Origin of the sequence: Flavobacterium sp. 83 (genome assembly GCF_000744835.1) — a bacterium.
Lineage (GTDB): Bacteria > Bacteroidota > Bacteroidia > Flavobacteriales > Flavobacteriaceae > Flavobacterium.
The window spans coordinates 1,968,003-1,994,727 of record NZ_JQMS01000001.1 but is presented as its reverse complement, the minus strand read 5'-3'; the positions used below and the strand labels follow the sequence as shown (position 1 = coordinate 1,994,727).

At 32.7% G+C, this 26,725-nt stretch carries 24 protein-coding genes; 10 read left to right on the top strand and 14 right to left on the bottom strand.

Annotated features, from left to right (window positions below; genetic code table 11):
• The 5 genes from T410_RS08810 to T410_RS08785 all read right to left on the bottom strand — a co-directional run bounded on the left by T410_RS08810 (position 1) and on the right by T410_RS08785 (position 7,108).
• Complete coding sequence (locus T410_RS08810) at positions 1-270, bottom strand: hypothetical protein (RefSeq protein ID WP_035670669.1); 270 nt, start codon at positions 268-270, stop codon at positions 1-3.
• 442 nt (positions 271-712) lie between these two features.
• Positions 713-1,162 carry a hypothetical protein gene (locus tag T410_RS08800; RefSeq protein ID WP_035670664.1) on the bottom strand — a complete coding sequence of 150 codons (450 nt, stop codon included), beginning with the start codon at positions 1,160-1,162 and terminating at the stop codon, positions 713-715.
• 145 nt (positions 1,163-1,307) lie between these two features.
• Positions 1,308-3,065 carry a TonB-dependent receptor gene (locus T410_RS08795; protein ID WP_035670661.1) on the bottom strand — a complete coding sequence of 586 codons (1,758 nt, stop codon included), beginning with the start codon at positions 3,063-3,065 and terminating at the stop codon, positions 1,308-1,310.
• A 105-nt stretch (positions 3,066-3,170) separates the two neighbouring features.
• Positions 3,171-4,034 carry a PhzF family phenazine biosynthesis protein gene (locus T410_RS08790; RefSeq protein WP_035670658.1) on the bottom strand — a complete coding sequence of 288 codons (864 nt, stop codon included), beginning with the start codon at positions 4,032-4,034 and terminating at the stop codon, positions 3,171-3,173.
• A 59-nt stretch (positions 4,035-4,093) separates the two neighbouring features.
• Complete coding sequence (locus tag T410_RS08785) at positions 4,094-7,108, bottom strand: tetratricopeptide repeat protein (protein WP_035670655.1); 3,015 nt, start codon at positions 7,106-7,108, stop codon at positions 4,094-4,096.
• Positions 7,109-7,356: 248 nt separating this feature from the next.
• On the opposite strand from T410_RS08785, the gene T410_RS08780 reads away from it, so the two are divergent.
• Together T410_RS08780 and T410_RS08775 are read left to right on the top strand one after the other, a co-directional pair.
• Entirely contained in the window at positions 7,357-8,043 is a 687-nt protein-coding gene (locus T410_RS08780; RefSeq protein ID WP_035670652.1) for a cell division ATP-binding protein FtsE, read from the top strand.
• Complete coding sequence (locus T410_RS08775) at positions 8,043-8,924, top strand: glycosyltransferase family 2 protein (protein WP_035670650.1); 882 nt, start codon at positions 8,043-8,045, stop codon at positions 8,922-8,924. The genes T410_RS08780 and T410_RS08775 overlap by 1 nt, the downstream gene beginning before the upstream one ends.
• A 5-nt stretch (positions 8,925-8,929) precedes the next feature.
• On the opposite strand, the gene T410_RS08770 is transcribed toward T410_RS08775, so the two are convergent.
• From T410_RS08770 to T410_RS08760, 3 genes are read right to left on the bottom strand one after another with little or no spacing between them, the layout of a single operon-like run.
• Positions 8,930-10,030, bottom strand: a complete 1,101-nt coding sequence (locus tag T410_RS08770) for a glycosyltransferase family 4 protein (protein WP_035670648.1) — start codon at positions 10,028-10,030, stop codon at positions 8,930-8,932.
• Positions 10,027-10,431 (bottom strand): FdtA/QdtA family cupin domain-containing protein, encoded by a 405-nt coding sequence (locus T410_RS08765; protein WP_035670645.1) that lies wholly within the window; start codon positions 10,429-10,431, stop codon positions 10,027-10,029. The genes T410_RS08770 and T410_RS08765 overlap by 4 nt, the downstream gene beginning before the upstream one ends.
• A 7-nt stretch (positions 10,432-10,438) precedes the next feature.
• A complete protein-coding gene (locus tag T410_RS08760; protein ID WP_035670642.1) occupies positions 10,439-11,542 on the bottom strand; it encodes a glycosyltransferase in 1,104 nt (367 codons plus the stop codon).
• A gap of 46 nt (positions 11,543-11,588) precedes the next feature.
• Between T410_RS08760 and T410_RS08755 the strand changes: the two genes are divergently transcribed.
• Positions 11,589-12,485: a glycosyltransferase gene (locus T410_RS08755; RefSeq protein ID WP_035670640.1), complete on the top strand. Its 897-nt coding sequence runs from the start codon at positions 11,589-11,591 to the stop codon at positions 12,483-12,485.
• 11 nt (positions 12,486-12,496) lie between these two features.
• Here the strand turns inward: T410_RS08755 and T410_RS08750 are convergent, their stop codons facing one another.
• Genes T410_RS08750 through T410_RS08735 form a run of 4 tightly spaced genes read right to left on the bottom strand, consistent with a single transcriptional unit; the run spans position 12,497 to position 16,576 of the window.
• Positions 12,497-13,771, bottom strand: a complete 1,275-nt coding sequence (locus T410_RS08750) for an O-antigen translocase (RefSeq protein ID WP_035670638.1) — start codon at positions 13,769-13,771, stop codon at positions 12,497-12,499.
• Between the two features lie 2 nt (positions 13,772-13,773).
• Positions 13,774-14,940, bottom strand: a complete 1,167-nt coding sequence (locus T410_RS08745; protein WP_035670635.1) for a DegT/DnrJ/EryC1/StrS aminotransferase family protein — start codon at positions 14,938-14,940, stop codon at positions 13,774-13,776.
• Positions 14,937-15,938 carry a hypothetical protein gene (locus T410_RS08740; RefSeq protein ID WP_035670632.1) on the bottom strand — a complete coding sequence of 334 codons (1,002 nt, stop codon included), beginning with the start codon at positions 15,936-15,938 and terminating at the stop codon, positions 14,937-14,939. Before T410_RS08740 ends, T410_RS08745 begins: the two co-directional genes overlap by 4 nt.
• Before the next feature lie 35 nt (positions 15,939-15,973).
• The gene (locus tag T410_RS08735; RefSeq protein WP_035670629.1) at positions 15,974-16,576 is read right to left on the bottom strand and encodes a trimeric intracellular cation channel family protein; all 603 of its coding nucleotides are present in this window, start codon (positions 16,574-16,576) and stop codon (positions 15,974-15,976) included.
• 149 nt (positions 16,577-16,725) lie between these two features.
• Between T410_RS08735 and T410_RS08730 the strand changes: the two genes are divergently transcribed.
• The 7 genes from T410_RS08730 (at position 16,726) to T410_RS08700 (ending at position 24,490) form a co-directional block, all read left to right on the top strand.
• The gene (locus T410_RS08730) at positions 16,726-17,511 is read left to right on the top strand and encodes an RNA methyltransferase (protein ID WP_035670626.1); all 786 of its coding nucleotides are present in this window, start codon (positions 16,726-16,728) and stop codon (positions 17,509-17,511) included.
• 206 nt (positions 17,512-17,717) lie between these two features.
• Positions 17,718-19,940, top strand: a complete 2,223-nt coding sequence (locus T410_RS08725) for a bifunctional (p)ppGpp synthetase/guanosine-3',5'-bis(diphosphate) 3'-pyrophosphohydrolase (protein ID WP_035670623.1) — start codon at positions 17,718-17,720, stop codon at positions 19,938-19,940.
• A gap of 120 nt (positions 19,941-20,060) precedes the next feature.
• Entirely contained in the window at positions 20,061-20,516 is a 456-nt protein-coding gene (locus T410_RS08720) for a Fur family transcriptional regulator (RefSeq protein ID WP_035670620.1), read from the top strand.
• Positions 20,517-20,576: 60 nt separating this feature from the next.
• Positions 20,577-21,848: an adenylosuccinate synthase gene (locus T410_RS08715; RefSeq protein WP_035670617.1), complete on the top strand. Its 1,272-nt coding sequence runs from the start codon at positions 20,577-20,579 to the stop codon at positions 21,846-21,848.
• 94 nt (positions 21,849-21,942) lie between these two features.
• Positions 21,943-22,971 carry a cellulase family glycosylhydrolase gene (locus T410_RS08710; RefSeq protein ID WP_035670614.1) on the top strand — a complete coding sequence of 343 codons (1,029 nt, stop codon included), beginning with the start codon at positions 21,943-21,945 and terminating at the stop codon, positions 22,969-22,971.
• A gap of 50 nt (positions 22,972-23,021) precedes the next feature.
• Positions 23,022-23,603 carry a GDP-mannose pyrophosphatase NudK gene (nudK, locus tag T410_RS08705; protein WP_035670611.1) on the top strand — a complete coding sequence of 194 codons (582 nt, stop codon included), beginning with the start codon at positions 23,022-23,024 and terminating at the stop codon, positions 23,601-23,603.
• Positions 23,604-23,608: 5 nt separating this feature from the next.
• Positions 23,609-24,490, top strand: a complete 882-nt coding sequence (locus T410_RS08700; RefSeq protein ID WP_035670608.1) for a DMT family transporter — start codon at positions 23,609-23,611, stop codon at positions 24,488-24,490.
• Between the two features lie 91 nt (positions 24,491-24,581).
• Here T410_RS08700 and T410_RS08695 read toward each other — a convergent pair whose 3' ends face one another.
• Together T410_RS08695 and T410_RS08690 are read right to left on the bottom strand one after the other, a co-directional pair.
• Positions 24,582-25,220: a peroxiredoxin gene (locus T410_RS08695; protein WP_035670606.1), complete on the bottom strand. Its 639-nt coding sequence runs from the start codon at positions 25,218-25,220 to the stop codon at positions 24,582-24,584.
• Between the two features lie 275 nt (positions 25,221-25,495).
• Positions 25,496-26,722, bottom strand: coding sequence for an MFS transporter (locus tag T410_RS08690; RefSeq protein ID WP_035674296.1), 1,227 nt, complete (start codon positions 26,720-26,722; stop codon positions 25,496-25,498).
• Between the last annotated feature and the right edge of the window lie 3 nt (positions 26,723-26,725).

Below are 26,725 nucleotides of genomic sequence, written 5' to 3'. Positions count from 1 at the left end.
TTATCCTTCTATAACTTTAGCAACAACTAAAAAACCATTTTTCTTGTTCGGGAAATTTTCTAAAATTATTTGTTTCTCAATAGCCGAACTCTCTATTACAACATCTTCTCTTAAATCACTTACTAACACACAATTATGATTGACATTATTTGCAGCATTATTATTTGTTGGAATTGCATTTTTAATTACCTCAAATAATTGGTTCACGGACTCTGAGGGCTGTGCTCCTTTAATACTCGACAAGATGTCGACTGTCATTGTTTTGCTCATAATTTCGTTTCGTTTTAAAGTCAAACTTTTAAGGTCGCGAATTTACGAAAAGTTTTATTAGGGATTTCTATTTTTTAATGATTTAGATAGTTTTCAACCAAAGAAGATAGTAATTTAACATTATGTTTAATTTTGTTATAATATGTTGGATTGTTGTAAAATGAAGCACAATTACGAAGAATGGAACACGGATAAAACGGATGCAAGCATCACGGATTTTATATAAAACTACCCTATTGCCTTGAAAAAATACACTATTGCCGTTGTTATGCACAGAATTAAGGCCATCCAATTACCAAAACTTTTAACTTTAATATCCCATTTATAAAGCTTATCATTTTCAGTAACGTCTTTATGCCAAAGTTTATGAATTTTATAAAAAGCGAAAGCAGATATAAACCAAGAAAAACTACATATTAAATACCAATAATCCATTAGTACATCAGTTAATTTCTTCAATCAAATACTTCGTTCCATTAATCTCAAAAGTAAATCCAATTGTATTTCCCATTAATTTATTTCCCAATGGCGATTGTGGTGATAATGCGATAATATTGATTCCTTCAACACCTATTTTTGGAAGAGCTGCACTTAAATAAAGGTAAATCCCATTGGCTTTGACCAAACTTCCTACAATAATTGTTTTAGCAATTGTAGTCGAATCAATTTTGTCTAAAATAGCTTTTTGATTCAGTACTTCTCTAAGTTTAGTATTGAGTTTCTCCTGCTCAATATGCATCATAGACAAGGCCGTTTCGTGTTTATCTCCCGCAGAACCTTTGGCATCGTTCTTAGAATCTTCGGTAAGCGCCACAATCATATCTTTGAAGATATCGATTCTGTCTTGAACTAATTGCTGATAGTGGGTATGTATTTTTTGTTTGAAAGTCATAAAAAATTTGCCGCGAAGGCGCTAAGTCACGAAAAAAAAAGAATTGTTGTTGTTGTTGTTGTTGTTGTTGTTGTCTAATACTACATAAAACGCTTGAGTGTTTGGGCCTTAGTGGCAAAAAAACTTGTGTCTTTGCGGCAAAAAACTAAAAATCAAATTTATAGTTCGCTCCTAAAATTATTTGAAAACCTTGAACCGGATAACTCAACCATTTTTCGTAGGCTTTATTGGTAATATTATTGGCTTTTAAAAAGGCAGTCAATCGGTCGCTGTATTTGAATCCAACATTTGCATTCACATCAAAATAGGAAGGCAAAGTAAAAGGACCCGGCTGAACTACATATACAACATCAGTATTTAGCTTTTGATCTTTACGCTCGCCTACATAAAACACATTTGCGCCAGCGAACCATTTTGGGGTAATATTAAAATTAATATTTGAATTTAATTTTACAGTTGGTAAATTCCAAGCTTCACTTTGAAAATCATTCGTATAACTATTAAAAGTTCCATTGATTCCAAAAGATACAGTAGAAGAAAAATCAGCTTTTAATTCTCCATAAAAACTCAGTGTTCGCATATCGTCATAAACTACTTGAAAAGAATTTCCAAAAGCGTAGTCCTGATTTCCAGCATTTTCATTATAATCATTGCTTTTAAACAACGCTTTATTTCTTTCATTCACATACGACCCTTTAATATTATAACTCACATTGTTAGTTAGTTTCCCTTTTAATCCTGCAAAAACATCATATTGCTTGTCCGTTGGTGCAATATTCAATGTAGGAGACAGAAACGGATTTGCATTGACAAAATCCATATAAGAGTTTTGCTCCAAGTTTCCTTCGGCTCCCGCGTAGAAAATCATTAAGTCGCCAACTACTTTATAAGAAGCATTGAATCTTGGATAAACTAAAAACTTATTATTGCTGTTTTGGTTGTCCAAACTATAAAATACAGCCGCTCCAATATTCAACGTCCAATCCTCTTTTTGCATTACAAAACTTGGTGCAACACCAAAATTAGTAAAACCATATTTCACAGGTTGTGTGTTCGTATTTGAGTAATCTTTCTTGAAGCTTCCACCAACATAATCAACAATCATATCTGTTTTTACAGCGCTTTCCATTACATCAAACTGCACTGTTGGCTTTACATAAAATCTATTTTCAGAAGATCCATAAACATCCGAAAAGTGATTGAATTTAACACTCATTTTATTTAAAATACTCTCGTTAAAATCTATTTTTCCTCCAAGTGAGATTGTATTATACGTTTGTTGCGGATTGATTCCATTAATTAAAATCCCTCTATCCTGAGGTGTCAAAGCACTACCAAAACCGGCAGGCAATCCGTACCAATTGTAAATCTGATTTTGATAACCCAAATCTAGATTCCATGATACCTCTTTTTGATTTGATCCATACATTAAATCAATCGCAGTATCATAAAAACGATCATCTAACATAACATTTTTAATACCGCCTTGTGACGAATGATGACGAAACATTCCGCCAACATAATCCGTACTATTTAGATCATGATTTACAAATAATTCCCCTATGAAAGTTCCGTAATTCCCTACACCAAAAGTGGCATAATTTTTAAATAAATGTTCCTGTTTTTCTTTCTCTACTCCTTCTGCTTTTCCTTTAGACGGAGTAAAAGTAGATGCTACCGGAAAAGAGAAAATGGTGTATTTAATCGTTTCTTTTTTTGCATTTCCTTCCTCTTCAAGCATAGGCATTTCTTTTACTTTGAAAGCATCCGAAATTGTTGGTGTATAAGGTTTCACAACATTTACCGTTTCGGTTCCTATTTGTTCTTTCTTTTGTGCAAACGAAAATTGAGACACTACAAGTAGCAGACTAATAATTATTTTATTTTGGAAATTGATTCTCATATTTATAGTTGTTTTTTTGATAAAAGAAAAAAGGCTTTTAACGTTTCACCTCTTCTTATATCCTGACTCTTTTTACTTAATTATTTATAACTCTTAACTTCTAATTTACACTTCCCATTCGCCTTTTGCAACGAATTGTGTTTTACCACCAATTTTTATATCAAAATGATTTTTAGTTATTTTCCCTTCAAAATAAATTCGAGAAGATCTATTCATATAATCTCCCTGATGATTGACAATCTGTATTTCTGTTGAATAATATTTTAAAAGAAACGCTTGCAAACAAGTACTGGCACTACCAGTAGCCGCATCTTCAATAAGTTGATTCTCTTCTATACACAACATTCTGCTATTGAGTTTTGTATCTTCCAAACAATAAAAATACAAGGCTCTATGATTTGTTTTACAATGTGTACGCAACCATTCGTCCATTTTAACCTTGTCCAGAATTAAATGCTCTAATGCTTGTATATTTTTAAGAGGAATAATTACAAAAGCGCTTCCTGTGGTCACTTCCTGAATAGGGAATTTATCGGCAAAATCAGCACTTTTTAAATTACTGAAAGATAAAAAATCCTTTGCTGAAAAAGTATCTAGGAACTCCGGTTGAGCTGCCTGCAACCAAACCAAATCACCTGATTGATGCACTGGAATTTCGCCAATTGGAACCGATAACGTAATCCTTTCAGGATGATTTTCAAATATCTTATTCATTAAAACCCAAGAAGTCCCTATTATGGGATGTCCTGCAAATTTCATTTCATGCTCCGGAGTAAAAATTCTAATTTCAGCGACGCTCTTTTCAGGCTCAAGCCTAGTGATAAAGGTGCTTTCAGCAAAGTTGATTTCGCGTGCAATTTTTTGCATCTCATCAGCACTTAATGAATCAGCCCCTAAGAAAACTGCCAGTTGATTGCCTGCATATTTATTCTCGGCAAAAACATCAACAATGTAAAAAGGTATATTCATTCCGTATATTTTTTTGACTTTCAATTTTCTCTAGTTTACTCCATTTCAATTCCCTTTCTTTACTTGGTAATTGATGAATTTGTTTTAGATTCTTCTGATTTAATAGCGTCTAATTCTGTTTGTGCTTCTGAAACAACATCTGGAAAATCGTTAAAATTTTGAATCACATTTTCCAAAATATAAGTTGCTTGATAACTGTCTTTCAAGCCATAAAAATTTTTTGCCATCAAGATTAATCCTTTGGCTCCAAAATATTTATAGCTTGAGTAATTTTTGGCTAATTTTTGAACGGCAACATTTGAAACTTCAAACTTTCCATCCTTATTTTTAAAATATGCATCATAATACAAGGCTTCGGCTGCCAATTCTCCTTTGGCAATTCCCATTAATTTTGCATAAGCAGTTCGGGCTTTTGCTTCATCACCGGTTTGGATTGCGGCACGTGCAATAATGATTTGTGCATCACTTTTTACATTATCATCCGTTTTAGGGTTCATTAAAACTTTCTCCGCATAAATAACTGAATTTGGATAATCCTTTTTTTCATAATAAGATTTCATCAAATTAGATTGTGCAAATGTTTTATTCTGAGAAATATCTGCTTCATTTTCTAAACGAGACAATACCGGTATTGCTTTATCATAGTCTTTATTTTTAAGAAAAATTTGCGCCAATCTTGACAAAGACTGTTCCGTATATTCACTTCTGGATTGTGCAATTACAAATTCATAATTAGGAACTGACTTGCTTTCTGCTCCATCAGAAAAATAAGATTGGGCTAAATAATAATTAGCTTGTAAAGCATGAATGCCTCTTGGAAATTTAGAAACATACCCACTAAATCCTGCAATTGCCTGTTTTGTGTTATTTTGTTGAAATTGCTTTTCAGCTGCTTCATAGGTATCATTATCCAATTCTGCATCAGTAACAGCAACAAAATCCAAAGTACGAACCCAGTTTGCATATTCATCCACTCTGCCATTATCTACATAAATTAGACGAGCAGTTGCAACTGCTTCGAGTGCCTCAGGAGTTTTAGGAAAATCAGCGGCTACTTTTTTAAATTTCACCAATGCCTGTTCGTCTTTATCCGAATTATAATACACTAACCCTTGACGTAATATTGCTCTTGAAGTAAAGGAACCTCTTTTGAATTCCGCATTTAATCGATCGTATGTTTTTACTGCAAGGTCCGTTTTGTTTTCGGCCACGTAAGTGTTTCCAAGTTCAAAAAGAGCATCATCTCTATATTCTGATTTTGGATATAATTGTAAAAAAGCACTCAGTTCTTCTATTTTTTTATCGTTCTTAGCAATAAATCCATAGGAAATAGCTTTTTGAAAATACGCATAATCCGCATCAACACTTTTAGATTCAATCACTTTAGTGTATGCATCCATTGCCTGTCCATATTTTGAAGTAACAAAACGACAATCTGCCAAACGCAAATAAGAATCATTCAACCGCACTTTATCGCCAGATGCTTTTTCTATTTGACTTTGAAAATAATTACCTGCTTGATCGTACTCTTTCAATTTGAAATACGTGTAAGCAATATTGTAATTGCTATTTTTATATTCCGGTGTTGCTGTTGCTTGTGATGAAGCCACAAATTGTTTAAAAGTCAACAAAGCGCTTTTGAAATCATCTAAAACATATTCGGTTTCTCCTTTCCAGAAAGTGGCTCTAGAAGTAAAAACAGCATCTCTTTGTTCGTTAATAGATCTCGAAAACATTTTCAATGCTTCTTCATAACTCCCGTCAGTATACAACTCTAAACCTCTGTAAAAAAGCACTTTTTGGTAGGCTAATTTATTTTCGGGTGATTTATTTTTTTCCAATAAAACTAAAGCTTCTTTGTAGTTTTTAGAAGAAATATAAGAATCAATCAATAATTTTTCAATCTCTGAACGGCTTGCATTATCTGGATAATTTTTTAAAAAAGCCTGCAAAACTGCTGGTACACTTTGGTACGAATTTCCTAGTTCATAACTCAATTTTGCATAATTTAAACTCGCATCTTCTTGAATAGCGGCATCAAAATTCATTTCTGAAGCATTTTTAAACGCATTTAAAGCTTGTTGTTTCTTATCAGTATTCAGGTAACTTTCCCCCAAATGATAATACGCATTTTGAGCCACAAAGTCTTTTCCTCCTATAATTTTATTAAACTGAGAAATAGCATTTTCGTACTCTTTTTGTTTGTAATACGCATAGCCTAATTGGTAAAAGTCCGTATTATTCCACCTTCCTCTTTTCCCTTTATAGGAAACCAAATAAGGGATTGCAGTGTCATATTTTTTTAAATTAAAATAGCTTTCGCCAATTATTTTATTCAATTCTGATTTTTCAGGAGGATTTGATTTAGCCATTGCTTTTTCGCCTAAATCAATTGCTTTTTGAAAATTACCCAATTTAAAGTTCATATCGGCTTGATAATACGAAAGCTTTTCTTTGTATTTTTCTTCACCCGAAACCTCATCGAAATATTTTGTAGCTTGTTTGTAATCGTCTCCTTCATAGGCCATGAATCCTAAGTAATACTTAGCCTGAGAGCCATATTCGGCAGAATTGACCACTTTATTTAAATAGATAGTTGCTTCTTTTTTCTTTTTGGCATTAAAAAAACTATAGCCTTTCTGGAAGTTAAATTTATCTCGATCGCTAGCACTCAATTGGCTTTCATCTACTTTATCAAACCATTGTAAGGCCTGCGGATAATTCCCTTGATCAAAATGATAATGAGCCACTTCAATATACGCCTGATTCTGTTTTACGCTAGTTGGATAATCCGAAACAAATCGTTCCATTAGTTCATCTGCGTTCGCTTGATTAGTTCTAATGGCACAATTAGCAGCATAATAAGCACAATCTGATTTCAACTCTTCAGTAGTAGCAGTTTCTCTTACCTTATTAAAAATAATTTGTGCCGATGCATATTGTCCATCTTTAAACAAAGCAACCGCTTCATTAAAATCTTTTAAATCACTGGTATAAATAGTTGATTTTTGTGCAAAAACAGTGCTAGCTATTATAAAAAAAAGAAAGAGTGAGGGCCAAGAAATTTTACGCATTGTGATTTTATTTTAATAATTCAAATGTATCATATTCTGAACTCTATAACGAATTGGTGTTGACTTTTATTATAAACATTTTTTTTAACACCCTAAAATTTAACTTTCATTGCTGCAACATTTACACCGCTAAACTTGAAGATTTACATACAGAATTTATAATTATCAGAATTCTATTTAATACAATAGAATTTATTTTGAATAGAAGCGTTATCTTATTACTTTTACCCCATAAACAAACGCTAATTATGTCACAATCCGTACTGTCTTTAAAAAATGTAAACATTTATCAAGAAGGTAAATCTATTTTATCCCACGTAAACTTAGATGTAAAACATGGTGAATTCCTTTACATCATTGGAAAAACAGGTTCTGGAAAAAGTAGCTTAATGAAGACTTTATATGGCGATTTACCTTTGACAGAAGGAGAAGGAAATATCGTAGATTTTGATTTAGTGACTTTGAAAGAAGACGACATCCCGTTTTTAAGAAGAAAAATTGGAATCGTTTTTCAAGATTTCAAATTACTACCGGACAGAACTGTAAAAGACAATATGTTATTTGTTCTTAAAGCCACTGGCTGGATTGACAACGATGAAATGCAACGAAAAATTGACGAGGTTTTAGATAAAGTTGGCATGAAAGAATTTGGCAACAAAATGCCACACCAACTTTCTGGTGGAGAACAACAACGTGTAGCAATTGCCAGAGCTTTGCTAAACGACCCTGAACTTATCCTTGCAGACGAGCCAACTGGGAATCTTGACCCTCAAACCAGCGCTGAAGTACTGGAAGTATTAAAAAGCATTAACGCCAATGGTAAAACCATTATTATGGCTACTCACGATTATGCTTTATTAATGAAATTCCCTTCCAAAACATTGAAATGTGAAGACGAAAGAATTTTTGAAGTAGTTCAGCAGCGAACTGCATAATGCTTTCTATTCTTGTTCCAATATACAATTACAACGTTTATCCTCTTGTTTTAGAGTTGCATAAACAATGCATGGATTGCGGAATAGATTTTGAAATTTTATGCCAAGATGATGCTTCACAATCAAGTTTAAATGTATTTAATGAAAATATAAATACAATAGCAAAGTGTAGCTTTATTTCCTTAAAAAAAAATCTGGCACATCGCGAAAATAGAAATTCTCTCGCCGAGCAGGCAAAATTTGATTATTTGCTTTTTATTGATGGCGACTCAGTTATCATTCAGGATAATTACATAAAAAATTACATCGCCAATCTCACTAATTTTGATGTTGTTTATGGAGGTCGTTTGCATCCTGAAAAATGCCCCTCCAATAGTCAAAAACTACGTTGGAAATATGGAAGATTAATTGAAGATAAAGCTGCAGTAAACCGTAAGAAAAAAGCTTATCAATCATTACTTTTTAATAATACCATAATAAAAAAGGACTGTTTTAACAAAGTGAAGTTTGACAAAAACAGAAAGAAATATGGTCATGATGACACCCAACTTTCGTATCAGTTAAGTCTTTTAAAATCTAAAGTCAATCACATTGAAAATCCTGTTGAACATGGAGATATTGACACAAATTTGGTTTATCTAAACAAAACCAAAGAGTCGTTAGAAAATTTGATTTCGCTGTACGAAGAAAAGAAAATTGATATTGATTTTATACGATTACTTCAATTATATCATTTTTTAAAAAGAACAAAATCTACTGGTTTCATTTCAAAAATCTATACATTTAATGAAAAACCACTGACAAAAAATTTAACTGGAAATAACCCGAATTTATTCTTTTTTAATTTGTTCCGAATTGGATATTTGTGTTCAATAAAATAGAAAATTTAATTCTTTTTGATTTCAATAAATAGTTGATTCCATGTTTGCATGATGGAGTCTATATTGTATTTTTCGGTTGCTATTTTCGCATTTTTACCCATTTCTTTTCTTAATGCCGCATTTTCGATCAGAGTCTCAATTGCTTTAATATAATCCGATTCATTCCCATTTTCGATTAAAAAACCATCTGCGTTATGAGAAATTATAGCTCTTGGGCCACAAGGACAATTATAAGCAATACATGGCAATCCGGAAGCCATAGCTTCAATCAAAACCATACCAAAACCTTCAAATCGAGAAGTCATCAGATAAAATGAAGCTTGTAAATACTTTTCATCAATATCTTGAACCGGTTCATAAAAAACAACATTATCAGAAATATTCAGGCTTTTAGCTAACGATTGCAAAGCAAAATTTTCTGATGATTTTCCATAAATTTCCAATATCCAATCCGGATGTTTGGCAACCACTTTTTCCCAAATTTGCAACATTCGATCAAATCCTTTTTCATAAACATGTCGCCCAACAGCAATAGCTTTTTTATTTTCTAAAGCACTGGATTTTCCTGGTGCAAACCAAAGGGGATTTGGAATTACAGTTGTATTTTTCACTTCCCATTCTGCCACACTTTCCCTTGTTTCAACAACAAATTGATCGTATTTCTTTATTCCGATTTTTTTAAGGGCATGGATAAAATCAGTTCTAACTTTTATTAAAATATTTTTACTAAATTCTCTTTCCTCAATAAACCTCGAACTGTGCATTTCCAGAATAAGCGGGATTTTGTTTTTTAAAATAAAAGGAATTGAATATGCTTTTAAACCATTATCGCAAACAACAATAACATCGGGGTGAATTACTTTAATTTTACTTTTTAAACCTTTAGAATAAGAATTAAAAAACTGAAAAAAATTACCTTTCAAATGTATATCATGAAAAACAATATTGGAATTAAAAGAATAAAACAAAGGATAAAAACCTTCATTTTGCGTTAGAATATGAACTTCATATCCTAATTTTTCAACAAGATAATTAGCTTTTATCGAAAGGACTCTAGCAACACCACCTTCATTATTTATGTTTGGAACTATATAAATAAGCCTCATTTTTTAAAAGCCAAAAATTGATCAAAATCCCTAATATAATCCTGTTCATCATAAGTGCCAGATGCAAAAACTAAGCAAACCGCACCAGATGAAAAATTTTCTAATTCACGCCACATTCCTGTTGGTATATACAATCCAATATTGGGTTTATTCAATAGGAATGATTTTTTTTCGAATCCGTCATTTAACACAACCTCAAAACTTCCACTCAAGGCAATTAGGACTTCACTTTGATTAATATGAGCATGACTTCCCCGAAAAGAATTACTAGGGACATCAAAAAGGTAATAAACGCGCTTAAATTCAAATGGCAAAACATCATTTTGAACAAATGCCAGATTCCCGCGGGTATCTTGTACAACGGGTAATTTAATTAATTGTATGTCTTTTAATGTTGTCATAATTGCGTTACAAACTAATTTTCATCAAATCCAACCATTGTTTTCCAATAAACGAAATCGAAAAAGACTGCACGCTCTGCGGTGCATTTTGTTTGCAATATCGATATAAATTCCCATCTTCTACAAATAAATTCATGGCTTCCGTAAGTTTTTCAACATTTTGATTTTCGACTAGCAATCCATTTTCTTTATGCTGAATCATTTCATTTGGACCTGACAAACAATCAAAAGCAATAACCGGCGTTTCGCAAGCTAATGCTTCTAAAATAACATTTGGCAATCCTTCATTTAAACTACTCAGAACAAAAAATTTAGCTTTTTTCAAATACTTAAACGGATTATTTTGATATCCCAAAAAATGTACCTTATCATCAACCTTTTTATCTCTAACTAACTTTTGCAGGATTAATTTTCGTTCTCCATCGCCCAATAAAACTAAATGAATATTGCTTTTTGGCAAAATAGATTGTGAATATGCCTCTATTAATTTATCAAATTGTTTCATGTTTGTTTCCATTTGGCCTACGCCAATAATATAATCATAAGCAAGTTCATTTGCTTCCTCACTCTTCTCCCTAGTACTTTCAATATCGATAGGATTATAAATTCGGATAACATTATTGAGGTGATGCTTATTTTCTATCAAAGCTTTAGATTCATCTGTAATACTGACCATTTTATAACAATCCGCGTACATCAAGCGAGTAAGAAAAGACCAATTGGGCATGTAATGATCAATTAAATAACTATGAACCGTAAAAATAGATTTCGTTTTATAAAGCCATTTTGCAATTAAAAATTCTTGAATGGGTTTAATCCTGAATCGGAAATCAATGATGAAATCAAAATTATTTTCGACGAGATATTTTTTCAAAAACATCAAGCGGGTCCACTTATTAAAAAGTCCGTTGGAGGTGTTTTTCATTTTTCCCAAATTGACCAGTTTCCCGGAATAAGAATAGGAAACTTCATCGACAACAATAATATTATGAATTTCTATACCTTGTTTTTCAAAAAAATGAGATAAAGAAGCCATAACCCTTTCGGCTCCACCATGACTTAATCGATAACCAATTAAAGCAATTTTAATTTTTTTGTTAGGCAAAATCATTATCGATTTGTTATTTTCGTATCAAATATAACTCTTTTAAAAAAATATGCAAGACAATCCATTGGTTACCATTATTTGCTTGTGTTACAATCAGGAAGATTATGTTGTGGATAGTTTATTTTCGGTAATTAATCAAGATTATCCTTCTGTAGAACTTATTATTGTTGACGACTGCAGTACTGACAATTCACAATCAGTAATTAAAAAATGGGGTGTCGATTTCCCTAAAATTCAATTTATTGCAAATGAAACTAATTTAGGAAGCACAAAATCGTTTAATAAAGCCTTGAAAAAAGCTAAAGGAGAATATATCATTGACTTGGCTGCAGATGATATTTTATTGCCCAATTGTGTTACTTCACAAATAAATGCTTTCAAAAAAACAACCTTTAAAAATCTGGGAATTGTATATGGAAATGTTGAATTAATTACTAAAAAAGGCGCATTTGAATCTTATTATTTCCCTGTTGATAGTTTTCAAAAAGTAATTCGCCCGAGAATAACAGGCGGTATTTATAAATCAGTGCTTTCCGGTGGAGACTGCATGTGTTCGGTTTCGGCGATGATAAAAAAAACGGTGTTTGATTATTTAAATGGCTATGATGAAACGCTTGTTTACGAAGATTTAGATTTTTGGATTCGCGCTTCCCGAATTTATGATTTTGATTTTATAGACGAAATCCTAATGCAGAAAAGGATTGTTCCGAATTCCTTAGGAACCGATTTTTTTAAGAAAAATGACGCCAGAGCAAAAAAAATTAATCATTCTACGTATTTGATTCTAAAAAAGGCAGTCAATTTAAATAAAACTAAAGACGAAGATTTAGCAATCCTGAAAAGAATCCATTTTGAAATTAAGCATTGCTTAAACAACAACAACTATGTTTTATTATTTAAGAATCTTAGTCTTAGATTTATATTATTTTGGAGAAACAAAACCTAATTGATTTAAATTCAGAACAAACTCTTCCTAAAATAAACACACAGCACTAACAAATAAACAAAATTATCAAAAGCTTGTGCCATTACTATTCCTTGAATTCCAAATTCATTAATAAAATAAAGGCTTGAAAAATACAAAACGGCAAGTGAAAACAATTCAGAGATTATAAAGGCTGCTGTTAGCTTTTTTGCGAAAAATTGATATCCTAAAATCAAAGAAGCCACTTTTAAAGCATCACCTAGCAACTGCCAAAAAAACAAAGTCGTAACAGGAAGAAATGCATTGGTAAAAAGCAAATTAACAATAAAGAAGCGCAAAAAATAAATCACCGTTAATCCAATTACAAAAACGGGTAAAATCATTTTATAAAAACTCCAAAACACTTTTTTGGTCTCCAAATTATTCTTGGCAACAACCAATTTTGGTAAAAAATAAACACTCAAAATTGTAGTGACAAACAGCATATAATAAGTTGAAATTCGGGTTATTGTTTCCCAAAAACCAGCTTGTTCTAATCCAACAATCGCAATTACATTTTTTCTGATGGCTAAAAAAACTAAAGGTCCCAAAACCGAGGAAACTAGAGCCATCAAAGAATACGATGATAAATTCTTTATGATTTTAAAATCAAAATGAGAAAACCGAATTGTTTTAAAAAAATTGATTTTCTTGTTTATAAAATAAAATGTCACGAAAAATAACAAAGCCGGCGAAATCACCAACGAAAGTAAAGCCCCCAACGTTTGATAATTGACAATCATACTAATTGACACCAATAACCCAATTGTATTTCCTATTATATTAATCCAAATCACTCTTTTGAATTGTCCTAAACCGTTAATTATGGAGAGCAAAAAAACAGAAATCGCATACCAAGGCAAAGCCAATGCTAACGCCCTAAAAACAAACGGATAATCAAAATTATTCCCAAATATTTCTTTATTCCAAAATGTGGCAAAAAAATACAAAACGCTACTTAAAACAATAGCAATACCTAACAAACTGATAAAAACCGTTGCAACTATCTTCTTAAGCTGATTTTCATTTTTTTCCTCTTCAGCAACGTATTTTATAATTCCGTTTTGAAATCCTAAAGTCGAAATACTTTCTAATGAAGTTAAAAAATTTCTAAGATTTCCCACCAAAGCCATTCCACTTGGCCCCACAAAAACAGCTAATAATTTTGAAGTTATTAATCCAATTCCAATTTTTAGAATAACACTTAAACTGTTTAAAGATGAGATTTTAAACAGCTGTGTTCTGGTTATTTTTTTTATAAATTCCAATTTTAATACTTGTTTAAAATTGAAACAATGAAACCCACTTCATCCATTGTCAAAACAGGACTTATAGGTAAACTTAATACTTCATCATGAATTTTTTGGGTAATCGGAAAAGACAAATGGTTCAAAAATGATAAAGCCTTTTGATTGTGTGGCGGAATTGGATAATGTATTACCGTTTGAATCCTATTTTCATGTAAATAATTTTGCAAATCAAGTCTGTTTTGAGTCCGAATCACAAACAAATGAAAAACATGATTGTTTGACAAATCCCAAAACGGAAGCATTATCTTTTCATTTTTTATTTCAGATAAATAGCGTTTAGCGATTATTCTACGATGTTCATTTTCGGTATCTAAATACGGTAATTTCACATTCAGGAAAGCCGCTAGCAATTCATCTAATCGTGAATTTATACCGATATGATCGTTGTGATATTTCGTTTCTGAACCATAATTTCGTAGCGATTGAATCACTTTGGCTAGCTCTGAATCATTTGTAACAACTGCACCAGCATCGCCTAAAGTTCCCAAATTTTTTCCAGGATAAAAACTGAAAGCGGCAGCATCGCTAAGATTTCCGGCTCTCAAAAAAAGTCCCTCGACTGCGCTCGGGATGACATATTCAGGACGACAATCTATTGACTGAGCACTGAGCGCTGAACACTGAACACATCCGTGAGCCTGAGCCGCATCTTCAATAACTAGCAAATCATTTGCAGCAGCAATTTCATTTATTGCATCCATTTCAGCCAGTTGGCCATAAAGATGAACGACTAAAATTGCTTTGGTTTTTGAAGTAATTCTTTCTGAAATTAAATCTGGATTAATATTATAGGTTTCCAACTTTGGTTCGACCAAAACAGGAATTAAATCGGCTTGTAAAACAGCGAGAATACTGGCAATATATGTATTTGCAGGAACAATAACTTCATCGCCTTTTTGTAATTTTCCAAGCTGAATGTAGCCCTTAAAAATCAAAACTAAAGCGTCAAAACCATTTCCTGTTCCAATGCAATAGTCTGTCCCGCAATACTTGGCAAAATTGGTTTCAAATTCCTTGACTTCATTCCCTAAAATATACCAACCATTAGCTAAAACTGCTTTCAATTTTTCTTGAAAAGCAATTTCATAAGGTTCGTTTATTTTTTTTAAATCAAGAAATGGAATCATTTATTTCGTTTGTTTTTTGATTCGGCAAAAAAGGAATCTAGCTTAACATAATTTGCAGTTTCCACTTCGTAAAAATCATGCACTATGGTACTGGCTCCAAAACTTTCTTTCCAATACGATAAGCCATCATTCAGCTTTTTCCCTTGTGATTCATTTGAAATTCCAAAATCAAAAAACCGCTTATTAGCAAAAACTTCAGTAATCAAAAAATGATACAAAAAGTCTAAACTTCCAAGATTCTCCTTATTTTCATACTTAGAAATATATTGGCAATGAGCGACTTTTTCACTTTCGAAAACAGTTGTTCCCGCAACAATTTTATCTTTATAATACACATTAAACTGCCTTATATTAGAAGGGAAAATATTTTTTAACACGTTCATTTCTTCTAAAGAGTGAATTGGTTTTGCGCCATGTTTTTTGTCTAAATTCGGAATCAAAACTTCGTTCCAAAAAGATTCAAAATCAGTTTCCTCTTTGATTATCAACCTGTTTATTTTTCCTTTTTGAATCCCTCTTTTTCTGATTTTTGAAAAAATATATTGCTGAGATAAATCAATAACTGACAAACTATCTCTTCTCACTAATTGGGCTTCCGCCAAAAACAAAACATATTGAATTTCCTCTGCAGGTTTACTATGATAAATCGATGGAATCGTTTTTAGATGCAATTTTTGAATTCCATTAGCTTCCAAAAACAACAAAACAGCTCTAAAGGCAATAATTACTGTTGTCAATTTAGATTCTTCCTTATAAACTAATCCACCATAAGTCAATCCTTGATGTGAAAAAATTTCATTCCCAACTCTGTTCGCTGGCAAAACTGCAACTACCTTTTCGTCCTCAAAAATCAACAACGAAAAATCCTCAAATCGATCCTTATGGTATTCCATAAAATCACGATGAAAGAGAAAGGTAGCATTTTTGGCTTGACCAATAAAGGCATTCCAATTGTCATAATCGCTTTCCTGATATTGTTTAACGGAATAATTTCTCACTGTTTTAATTTAGACTTCGTGAAAGTAATCATTTTTTATTTATGTTCTAAAGTAGGTAAATACCATTTGTATTTCACAGCCAACAAACGAACTGAAATGATAACTAAAGAAGTCGTCAAGTATAAAACATCGTTATCTAAATCTAATTTTCGAAGGAGAAAAAAGACAATTCCGCCCAAAATACAAATTGTGGCATAAATTTCTTTTCTAAAAATAACGGGAATTTCAGTGCATAAAATATCGCGAATAACACCTCCAAAACAGGCCGTCATCGTCCCTAATGCAATACATATAACAGGATGAAGTCCAATATTCATACCTTTTTCGAGACCAATTAATGTAAAAACACCCAACCCAATCGTGTCAAATAAAAATAATGATGTTCGTAATTTGTCGAATTTTTTTCTAAAAATGATGGCTAAAACAAAGCCCATAATTATCACATAAACATACTTCAAATCTAGCATCCACCCAACCGGTGTTCTACCAATCATGATATCCCGCAAAGTTCCTCCACCGACAGCCGTTACAAAAGCAATGATAAAAACGCCAAAAGGATCCAGCTTTTTATTCATCGCAGTCAATGCACCTGACATGGCAAAAGCCATCGTACCAATAATATCTAATAGATGAAACACTTATAATTTAGGATTTAGATTTTTACAAATTTAGAGAAAATACTCCGTAATAACTGAACTAACTGCGTTTTCTAGCCCAACTGCTATTGCATTTTAGAATTTAAAAAAAGGTAGTAACTTAGCACCTTAGTAACTTAGCATCCTTTCCATTGAAACAAATCACTTCAATACAAAATCCATTTATCAAATCTTTAGTGCAATTGCAGGAAAAAGCAAAAGCGCGCAAACAATCCGGAACATTCTTAATTGAAGGAAAACGTGAAATTTCGATTGCCATAAAAGGTGGTTATGAAATCGAAACGTTATTGTTTTTGCCTGAAATTTGCACAGAGACTGAAGCACATCAATTATCAAAAAATGCGGAACTCATAGAAATCAACAAAGAAATCTATCAAAAACTCGCGTATCGGGATACCACCGAAGGAATTTTGGCTGTTGCCAAAACTAAATCATTACAATTATCCGATTTAGAATTATCCAAAAATCCATTGATTCTTGTTGCCGAAGCTCCTGAAAAACCAGGAAACATTGGAGCATTACTTAGAACAGCCGATGCAGCTAATCTTGATGCTGTGATTATTGCTAACCCAAAAAGTGATTTATACAATCCTAATATTGTGCGTTCCAGCGTAGGCTGTTTGTTTACCAATCAAATTGCCACCGGAACAACATCAGAAATTATTGCTTTTTTGAAAGAACGAAAAATAAATTTTTATTGTGCGACTTTACAAAATTCAACTTCGTATCACACGCAAGATTATACTACTCCAACGGCACTAGTCGTAGGAACAGAAGCAACTGGATTGACCGAAGAATGGCGAAAAGAAGCGACCCAGAATATTATAATTCCAATGCAAGGCGAAATCGATTCTATGAATGTTTCAGTTGCTGCAGCAATTTTGATTTTTGAAGCCAAAAGACAAAGAGGATTTTAGATTGCTGTAAATAACAAATTAGATCAACCTGAAAATGAACTCAATACCTAAATCAAGCGATTTTAGTTATGATTTTCAGGTTTTGAATTTCAAAAGGGTACAATAACAATCTCAACAATTCCATTTTGAATTTTATAGCCAGAAACCCTTTTTAACTTGCATATCTCGGAACTAATTTCTATTTTTAGGAATTGAACCATGCTGTTATGATAGAAATAGATATAGAAAAAGAAAACAAAGCAATTGCGCAAGAATACAAAGAACTACTTCGCATAAGTTATCAAACCCTTACAGATGACGATAAAAAGCTCATCCGTAAAGCTTTTGATGTTGCTGTTGACGCACACAAAGAACAACGAAGAAAATCAGGGGAAGCCTACATTTTTCATCCTATTGCTGTGGCAAAAATTGTTGCTTCAGAAATAGGTCTGGGAGCCACATCTATTGCTGCTGCATTACTGCATGATGTCGTTGAAGACACACCAATGACGGTAAAAGACATTGAACGCTTATTCAATCCTAAGGTGGCTCAACTTGTAGAAGGATTGACAAAAATCTCCATGGTCCAAAAGGATTTGAATGCATCAATACAAGCGGAAAACTTCCGTAAAATGATATTGACACTCAATGATGATGTTCGTGTAATTCTTATAAAATTAGCCGATCGTCTGCACAATATGCAAACAATGGATTCAATGCAAGAAGACAAACAAACCAAAATTGCATCTGAAACCTTATATATATATGCTCCGTTAGCCCATCGATTGGGCCTATACAACATTAAAACAAAACTCGAAGATTTAGGATTAAAATATACAGAACCTGCTATTTACAATGAGATTGTAAGCAAAATAAAAGAGACCAAAGAAGAACAGGATGCTTATATAAAAGACATTTCTGATGTATTAAAAAAAGCATTGGATGCTGAAGGAATGGATTACATCATAAAAGGTCGTCCAAAATCAATCTATTCTATCCGTAGAAAAATGAAAGCGCAAAACGTAAGCTTCGATGAAGTTTATGATAAGTTTGCGCTCCGTATTGTATACAAATCAAATCCACACGAAGAAAAATTTCTTGCTTGGAAAATATATTCCATAGTAACTGATTATTACAGACCAAGCCCAAGCCGTTTACGAGATTGGATTTCTTCGCCGAAATCTACTGGCTATGAAGCGCTGCATATCACAGTAATGGGGCCAAAAGGTCGTTGGGTAGAAGTGCAGGTACGAAGCGAGCGTATGGATGAAATTGCCGAAAAAGGTTACGCAGCACATTACAAATATAAAAATGGAGCTACTGAAGAAAATGAACTTGATGCTTGGCTTAATTTATTAAAAGAAGCCTTAGAAAGTTCAGAAACCAATGCTGTGGATTTTGTGGAAGATTTCAAAATGAATTTATATTCAAAAGAAATTTTTGTATTTACTCCAAAAGGAGAAATAAAATCATTGCCTAAAGGAGCCACTTCACTTGATTTTGCTTTCAGTATTCACTCAGAAATAGGAATTCGCACCCGCGGAACCCGTGTCAATGGAAAATTAGTTCCTTTGAATTTCGAATTAAAAAGTGGTGATCAAATTGAAGTCATTACCTCTCAACATCAAAAACCTACGGCAAACTGGCTTGATTATGTAACCACTTCAAGAGCTAAAACTAAAATTAAAAACGTTTTAAATGAAAACACCAAGAAAATTGGTGAAGAAGGAAAAGAACTGCTTACCCGAAAATTAAAACATTTAAAAATAACGTTAAACGAATCGGTTGTAAATGAATTAGTCAACTTTTTCAAATTAAAAACAAGTTTAGATTTATTTTACAGAGTTGGAATTGGAGCCATAGAGAATCAGCAACTCAAAGATTATGCTGCCCAAAAAAGCAACACTTTTATTAATTTTTTCAAAAATAAAATAAAACGTTCCCCAAGTAGCACTGCTAATGAAGATATACATAAACCAGTAATAAGCAGTAATTACGATTTGCTTGTTTTTGGAAAAGAGCATGACAAACTCGATTATAAATTATCTCCGTGTTGCAACCCCATTCCAGGCGACGACGTATTTGGTTTTGTAACTATCAACGAAGGAATAAAAGTGCATAAGAAAGATTGTCCAAACGCTATTGGGATGCAATCTAATTATGCTTACCGAATTATGACAGCCAAATGGATTGACTCTTCACAAGAAGAATTCAAAGCCATCATAAATATAACAGGAATGGATGTTTTAGGACTTACGAACCAGTTAACTAAGGTAATTTCAAACAATATGCATGTTAATATTCAAAGTATTTCTTTGAGTACCGATGCGGGAATTTTTCATGGTCAAGTGGCTGTAATCGTTCAAAACAATACAATTTTAAAAAAAATGATTAGTAATATCAAAAAAATTGACGGAATCGATAAGGTAACAAGGGTATATAAAACGTAGAAAAGTTTCGAAAAATTTTGTTTCTATCTGTCCGTTTTTTAATTAGAAACTAAAAAAACTTAAAACTAAACAAAGCCGAAACTTTAAACTTTAAACTAAAAAAATTATCTTTGCCCACATATGACACTCATTTCCACAGATAATACTAAAAACCAAGAAATTGTAAAAAATGTTTTTACAATGTATCTTGAAAAAAAAGGACATCGCAAAACTCCTGAACGTTATGCTATCCTTCAGGAAATATACGATAGCGAAGAGCATTTTGATGTAGAAAATCTTTACATTAAAATGAAAAACAAGAACTATCGCGTCAGTAGAGCAACTCTTTACAATACTATTGAATTATTATTAGATTGTGCATTGGTTCGAAAACATCAATTTGGACAAAATCAAGCACACTACGAAAAATCATACTTTGATAAACAGCACGATCATATTATTATGACGGATACTGGAGAAGTAATTGAGTTTTGTGATCCAAGAATCCAAAGTATTAAAAAGACAATCGAAGAAATATTTGACATAGAAATTACCAATCATTCTTTATATCTATACGGAATAAAAAAGCAAAAATAATACCGATAACTTATTAGTTGTCCCATAAATATAAAACTAACTACAAATAAAACACATAGAATGACCGCAGATTTATTACTAGGATTACAATGGGGAGATGAAGGAAAAGGAAAAATTGTTGATGTTCTTACTTCAAATTATGATATTATTGCTCGTTTTCAAGGTGGCCCAAATGCAGGACACACTTTGGAATTTGACGGAATAAAACATGTTCTTAGAACTATTCCTTCTGGTATTTTTCATAAAACAGCTATAAACATCATTGGAAACGGAGTTGTAATAGATCCTGTAGTTTTTCAAAAAGAAATTGAAGGTCTTGAGAAATTTAATTTAGACATCAAAAGCAAATTAATCATTTCAAGAAAAGCACATTTAATATTACCAACACACCGTTTATTAGACGCTGCTTCTGAAGCTTCTAAAGGTAAAGCAAAAATTGGTTCTACATTAAAAGGAATTGGTCCAACTTATATGGACAAAACAGGAAGAAATGGTCTTCGTGTAGGTGATATTGAATTAGAAGATTTTGCAGATCGTTACAGAGCTTTGGCAGACAAGCATGAAGCGATGATTAAATTCTACGATGTTGCTATTCAATACAACTTGGAAGAATTAGAAAAAGAATTCTTTGAAGCAATTGAAGATATAAAAAAGTTAGACTTTATTGATAGTGAAGAATATTTACACCAAGCTCAAAAAGCAGGTAAATCAATATTATGTGAAGGAGCTCAAGGTTCATTATTAGACGTTGATTTTGGAACCTACCCATTTGTAACTTCATCAAATACTACTGCTGCCGGTGCTTGTACTGGTTTAGGAATTGCTCCAAATAAAATAAAAGAAGTTTACGGAATTTTTAAAGCCTATGTAACACGCGTAGGAAGTGGTCCATTTCCAACGGAACTTTTTGACGAAGATGGCGCAACTATGGCACGTGTAGGAAATGAATTTGGGTCTGTCACAGGAAGACAAAGACGTTGTGGATGGCTAGATTTAGTGGCACTAAAATATGCTGTTCAAATTAATGGCGTAACACAACTGATGATGATGAAAGGTGATGTACTTTCAGGATTTGAGACTTTAAAAGTGTGTACAGAATATAATTATAAAGGAAAAAACATCTCTCACTTCCCTTATAACATCGAGCCGGAAAATGTAACTCCAGTTTACCAAGATTTCAAAGGATGGCAAGCTGATTTAACTGGTATGACAACTTACGATGAATTACCAATTGAATTGAAAGAATACATTGAATTCATTGAAAAGGAAGTTGAAGTTCCTATCAAAATTGTTTCTGTAGGACCGGATAGAAAACAAACTATCTTAAAATAAGATTATTCAACGCTCTGAAAATTCAGAGCGTTTTTTTTTTGAAAAAAGCTTACATTTATACTTATTTGAAAATAACGGAACTCAAATTACATTGATGTTAAAAAGTAAAACTATTCTACTTTCTCTGCTACTAATTGCTAGTTTAAATACCTTCTTTTCTTGCAAGAAAGACGAACTGCCTATACCAAATAATTCTTCTCAAAAATACACAACATCTGGATCAAAAATACTTTTAAAGACCCAGCCCATCCAACTTTTAGGGGTTAATGCTTTTCATGTTTTTAGTGCTGGCAGTACTGATATGAATAGTTGGAATATTGATATTGCAAGAGAGTTTATTGGCAATATAAAAGAAATACAACTGCAAGGAAATCCTATCAAAGACAGCAATGGCGCTTATTTATATTCGCTACAAAATATCATTGACGGTAATCGCATTAATAATCGAGTTACTATTCTTTGTGCTTTTGGTTGGGATGGAAAAAATGAAACCGAGTTTACCGGTAAAAACCCTACTCAAACAACTTGGTGGAATGATTATAAAATAAAACTGAAGTCATGGGCAATGTACTTCAAAGACCAACCGGATGTTTGGATTGAAGTATGGAATGAACCTTATCGATTTGATCGTGCGGATGGCTATACCGATGCAGTCTGGATGAATGACATGAACGAAATGGTTGAAACTATCCGAAATACCGGCAATCAGAATATTGTTTTAGTTCCTTGTGCAGAACAAGGTCAAGATGAAAGTGTCTTAATCAATAAAGGGACTGAATTTCTAGCAAATAAATCAAATATAATTTATGATATTCATGCTTATGAAAAATGGCTTCTAGACAGCGACTCTTCTATTAACAATCGTTTACAGCAATTAGAGCATAAAAATATCCCTATTATATTTGGTGAATGTGCTCCAATGAATGCAGGAATATTAATGAATCCACAATCTTTTTTAGAAATCATCTACAACAGAGGACTTTCTATTTGCGGCTGGGTTTGGAAAAAAGATGAAAATGACAAAGATGCATTATTAACTGCCGCTGGCATGCCAAATGACAACAACAACAATAATTGGGGAACTACTTATAAAAACTTAACTACTAAAGTTCGAAATCCATAATAATCACTTTAATTTAAAACAAAAATCATTACATAATCTCTTCCCAACGAATGAAAAATCCAACCATTAAAATACAAAAAACCGAATTACTTTCTGATAATTGGTACCTTTTAAACAAAGTAACTTTTGATTACCAAAAAAAAGACGACTCTTGGATTACCCAAAAAAGAGAAGTTTATGACCGAGGAAACGGTGCTGCCATTTTATTATACAACACCCAACAAAAAACTGTTATTCTAACCAGACAATTCCGCTTGCCAAGTTACCTTAACGGAAATAAAACAGGAATGATGATTGAGGTTTGCGCAGGACTTTTGGACGAAGATCATCCGGAGCAATGCATCATTCGAGAAACCGAAGAAGAAACCGGATATCGCCTTACAAAAGTCACTAAAATAATGGAAACCTATATGTCTCCTGGAGCAGTAACTGAAATTTTATATCTATTTGTTGGAGAATATGATGAATCCATGAAAGTCAGTGATGGCGGTGGAGTCGAACATGAAGAGGAAAATATAGATGTCTTAGAAATGACTTATGACGAAGCTTACGCCATGATTGAATCTGGGGAAATAAAAGACGCCAAAACCATCATGTTGTTACAATACGCTAAAATAAAAAATCTAGTTTAATTTAAATGAGCAATCAAACTAAAGGAGCATTTTTCGCTTTATTAGCCACTTTACTTTGGTCCGTAAATATGGTAATCGCCAGCGGTATTAAAGGGCACATTCCTCCTATTGGACTGGCTTTTTGGCGTTGGACAATCGCTTGTATCGTCTTGGCTCCATTTGCAATTAAAAGTACCATCGAAAGTTTCACCATTATAAAGAAACACATTCGGTATCTCATGGGCACAGCAGTATTAGGCATTACTATTTTTAACACACTGATTTACTTTGCTGGAAAAACAACAAGCGCTGTCAATTTATCTTTAATAGCCATTTCGATTCCGTTGTTCATTGTGGTACTCTCCAGAATTATTTTTAAAGAAAAAGTATCCACTATAAAAATAGTTGGAATTATAACAATAATTACAGGAGTTCTTGTTCTTATTACCAAAGGGTCTCTAGAAGCATTACTACATATCAACTTTACAATTGGAGATTTATTGATGCTTGTGGCCTGTTTCTTTTTTGCCTATTATACGATACTAGTTCGGCAAAAACCAGATAAGTTAACCCCAAAAGTATTTTTATTTAGCGTTTTTGTTATTGGTACCATTTTCCTATTTCCCTTTTATATTTGGGAACATTTATTTTATAAAAAAGTAATTTTCGACACTAAAACCGTATTGGCAACTAGCTATGTAGGCATATTTGCTTCGCTAGTTTCCTATTATTTGTGGAACGAAGCAATCCGATTAATTGGTACTTCAAAAACGGCATTAATCTATTATTTAATTCCAGTGTTCAGTGGAATTTTAGCGTATTTTTTTCTGGGTCAGGCTATTGTAATCACTCAAATTATAAGCATGGGTATCATTATTACCGGTTTATTGATAACCAATAAGAAGTAACTATTTTTAGTTTCTTTTATAAAAACAAAAAAGTGCAATGAATATGTTTTCATTGCACTTTTTCATGTAAAGTCTTATCCGAGAAAAACAATTACTTATTAGGTTGCGGTGTCATTCTCAAATAAGGTTTTACTCTTTCGTATCCTTTTGGGAATTTAGCAGCGATATCTTCATCTTTTACCGCTGTTGAAATTACCACTCGCTCACCATCTTTCCAGTTTGCCGGTGTTGCTACGCTATAATTAGCTGTCAACTGTAAACTATCAATTACACGCAGTAATTCATCAAAATTCCTACCTGTAGAGGCTGGATAAGTCAATGTTAATTTTATTTTTTTGTCAGGCCCAATTATAAAAACCGAACGAACTGTAAAACTTTCATTGGCATTGGGATGAATCATATCATACAATTGTGCAACATGCTTATTTTCATCCGCTATAATTGGAAAATTAACCGTTGTGTTTTGCGTTTCATTAATATCTTTAATCCATTCCATATGAGAATCTAATCCGTCAACGCTTAATGCGATTACTTTTACATTTCTCTTTACAAATTCAGGATAATAATTGGCTACGGTTCCTAATTCGGTAGTACAAACTGGTGTAAAATCAGCAGGATGCGAAAATAATACGCCCCAAGAATCTCCCAGCCATTCGTGAAATTTTATTTTTCCTTGTGTAGTTTCTGCTTCGAAATCCGGAGCAATATCGCCTAATCGTAATGATGCCATACTAATTTCTTTTTTATTGATTATTAATAAACTAAGTTATTGAATTAAGGGCAATAAAAATCAAAACAAATCTTAAAGTTCTAATAAAAATTAAAGAAGATGCCGGTACGTGTTTATGGTTATTAAGAATCATCTAAGCAATCCAAAAATAGCTAGAAGACAAAAATCCCTAGCCCCGATAAAAGTGGAAATCCTTTATAGCAGTAAACTCTGGAAGGTTTACTGTTATAAAGATTGCAACGGATAGCGGGAAAAAGCTCCAAAAAACAAATAGTTTAAGAAGGAATATTCTTTTTCATATTGGGCAAGAAATAAGTAAAAACGCCAATCAGCGGTAGAAAAGAACTTAATTTATAAACGTATTCAATACTGGTTTGATCTGCAACATAACCCAAAATTGCCGAACCTAAACCTCCCATACCAAAGGCAAAACCAAAAAACAGTCCCGAAATCATCCCCACTTTTCCTGGCATTAATTCTTGTGCAAAAACTAAAATTGCTGAAAACGCTGAAGCAATAATAATTCCGATAATAACTGATAATACTCCTGTCCAAAACAAATCGGCATAAGGCAATAATAAAGTGAATGGAGCTGCTCCAAGTATCGAAATCCAAATGATATATTTTCTGCCAAAACGATCTCCTAAAGGCCCACCTATTAATGTTCCTGCAGCAACTGATGCTAAAAAAAGAAACAAATGGAACTGCGATTCTTGTACTGTTAATCCAAATTTATGCATGAGATAAAATGTAAAATAACTTGACATACTCGCCATGTAAAAAAACTTGGAAAATATCAACAACAATAAAACAGCTAAAGCAATATTAATTTTCCTTTTGGATAATGGAACTGCAACGTCTTCATTTACTATTTTTTTGGCAGCACGAAGATTCAAATGGTTTTGGTACCAAAGCGCAATTTGGGACAAAATAATGATTCCTAAAATACCTACTATTACAAACCATATTATATTTGATTGTCCAAAAGGAGCAACAACCAGTGCCACTAATAAAGGACCAATTGCACTTCCTGAATTACCTCCCAACTGGAAAATAGATTGTGCCAAACCTCGCTTTCCTCCTGAACCTAAATAAGCAACACGAGACGCTTCGGGATGAAATATGGAAGAACCAATTCCTACAAATGCAACTGACACCAACAACATCCAAAAAGAAGTTGAAATCGATAAAAATCCTAATCCTGTGATTGTAAATAACATCGCAATTACTAGAGAATACGGTTTTGGATATTTATCTGTATAAAAACCGATGAAAGGCTGCAGAATAGAAGCCGTAAGCTGAAAAACGAATGTTATCAATCCAATTTGAGTAAAACTAAGATTAAAATTTTCTTTTAAAATTGGATAGGTCGAAGGAATAACGGATTGCATTAAGTCGTTTAACAAATGAGCGAAAGCTATTGAAAACAACACCGAATATACTGTTTTTTGAACGATTGGAGCGTTGATGGTTTGTGATGTAGTCTCTGAAGAAATATTCATATT

Bases quoted from the DNA above. Each gene is read 5' to 3' on its own strand.
- T410_RS08810 (WP_035670669.1), bottom strand. From the start codon at position 270: ATGAGCAAAACAATGACAGTCGACATCTTGTCGAGTATTAAAGGAGCA.
- T410_RS08800 (WP_035670664.1), bottom strand. From the start codon at position 1,162: ATGACTTTCAAACAAAAAATACATACCCACTATCAGCAATTAGTTCAA.
- T410_RS08795 (WP_035670661.1), bottom strand. From the start codon at position 3,065: ATGAGAATCAATTTCCAAAATAAAATAATTATTAGTCTGCTACTTGTA.
- T410_RS08790 (WP_035670658.1), bottom strand. From the start codon at position 4,034: ATGAATATACCTTTTTACATTGTTGATGTTTTTGCCGAGAATAAATAT.
- T410_RS08785 (WP_035670655.1), bottom strand. From the start codon at position 7,108: ATGCGTAAAATTTCTTGGCCCTCACTCTTTCTTTTTTTTATAATAGCT.
- T410_RS08780 (WP_035670652.1), top strand. From the start codon at position 7,357: ATGTCACAATCCGTACTGTCTTTAAAAAATGTAAACATTTATCAAGAA.
- T410_RS08775 (WP_035670650.1), top strand. From the start codon at position 8,043: ATGCTTTCTATTCTTGTTCCAATATACAATTACAACGTTTATCCTCTT.
- T410_RS08770 (WP_035670648.1), bottom strand. From the start codon at position 10,030: ATGAGGCTTATTTATATAGTTCCAAACATAAATAATGAAGGTGGTGTT.
- T410_RS08765 (WP_035670645.1), bottom strand. From the start codon at position 10,431: ATGACAACATTAAAAGACATACAATTAATTAAATTACCCGTTGTACAA.
- T410_RS08760 (WP_035670642.1), bottom strand. From the start codon at position 11,542: ATGATTTTGCCTAACAAAAAAATTAAAATTGCTTTAATTGGTTATCGA.
- T410_RS08755 (WP_035670640.1), top strand. From the start codon at position 11,589: ATGCAAGACAATCCATTGGTTACCATTATTTGCTTGTGTTACAATCAG.
- T410_RS08745 (WP_035670635.1), bottom strand. From the start codon at position 14,940: ATGATTCCATTTCTTGATTTAAAAAAAATAAACGAACCTTATGAAATT.
- T410_RS08725 (WP_035670623.1), top strand. From the start codon at position 17,718: ATGATAGAAATAGATATAGAAAAAGAAAACAAAGCAATTGCGCAAGAA.
- T410_RS08720 (WP_035670620.1), top strand. From the start codon at position 20,061: ATGACACTCATTTCCACAGATAATACTAAAAACCAAGAAATTGTAAAA.
- T410_RS08715 (WP_035670617.1), top strand. From the start codon at position 20,577: ATGACCGCAGATTTATTACTAGGATTACAATGGGGAGATGAAGGAAAA.
- T410_RS08710 (WP_035670614.1), top strand. From the start codon at position 21,943: ATGTTAAAAAGTAAAACTATTCTACTTTCTCTGCTACTAATTGCTAGT.
- nudK (WP_035670611.1), top strand. From the start codon at position 23,022: ATGAAAAATCCAACCATTAAAATACAAAAAACCGAATTACTTTCTGAT.
- T410_RS08700 (WP_035670608.1), top strand. From the start codon at position 23,609: ATGAGCAATCAAACTAAAGGAGCATTTTTCGCTTTATTAGCCACTTTA.
- T410_RS08695 (WP_035670606.1), bottom strand. From the start codon at position 25,220: ATGGCATCATTACGATTAGGCGATATTGCTCCGGATTTCGAAGCAGAA.
- T410_RS08690 (WP_035674296.1), bottom strand. From the start codon at position 26,722: ATGAATATTTCTTCAGAGACTACATCACAAACCATCAACGCTCCAATC.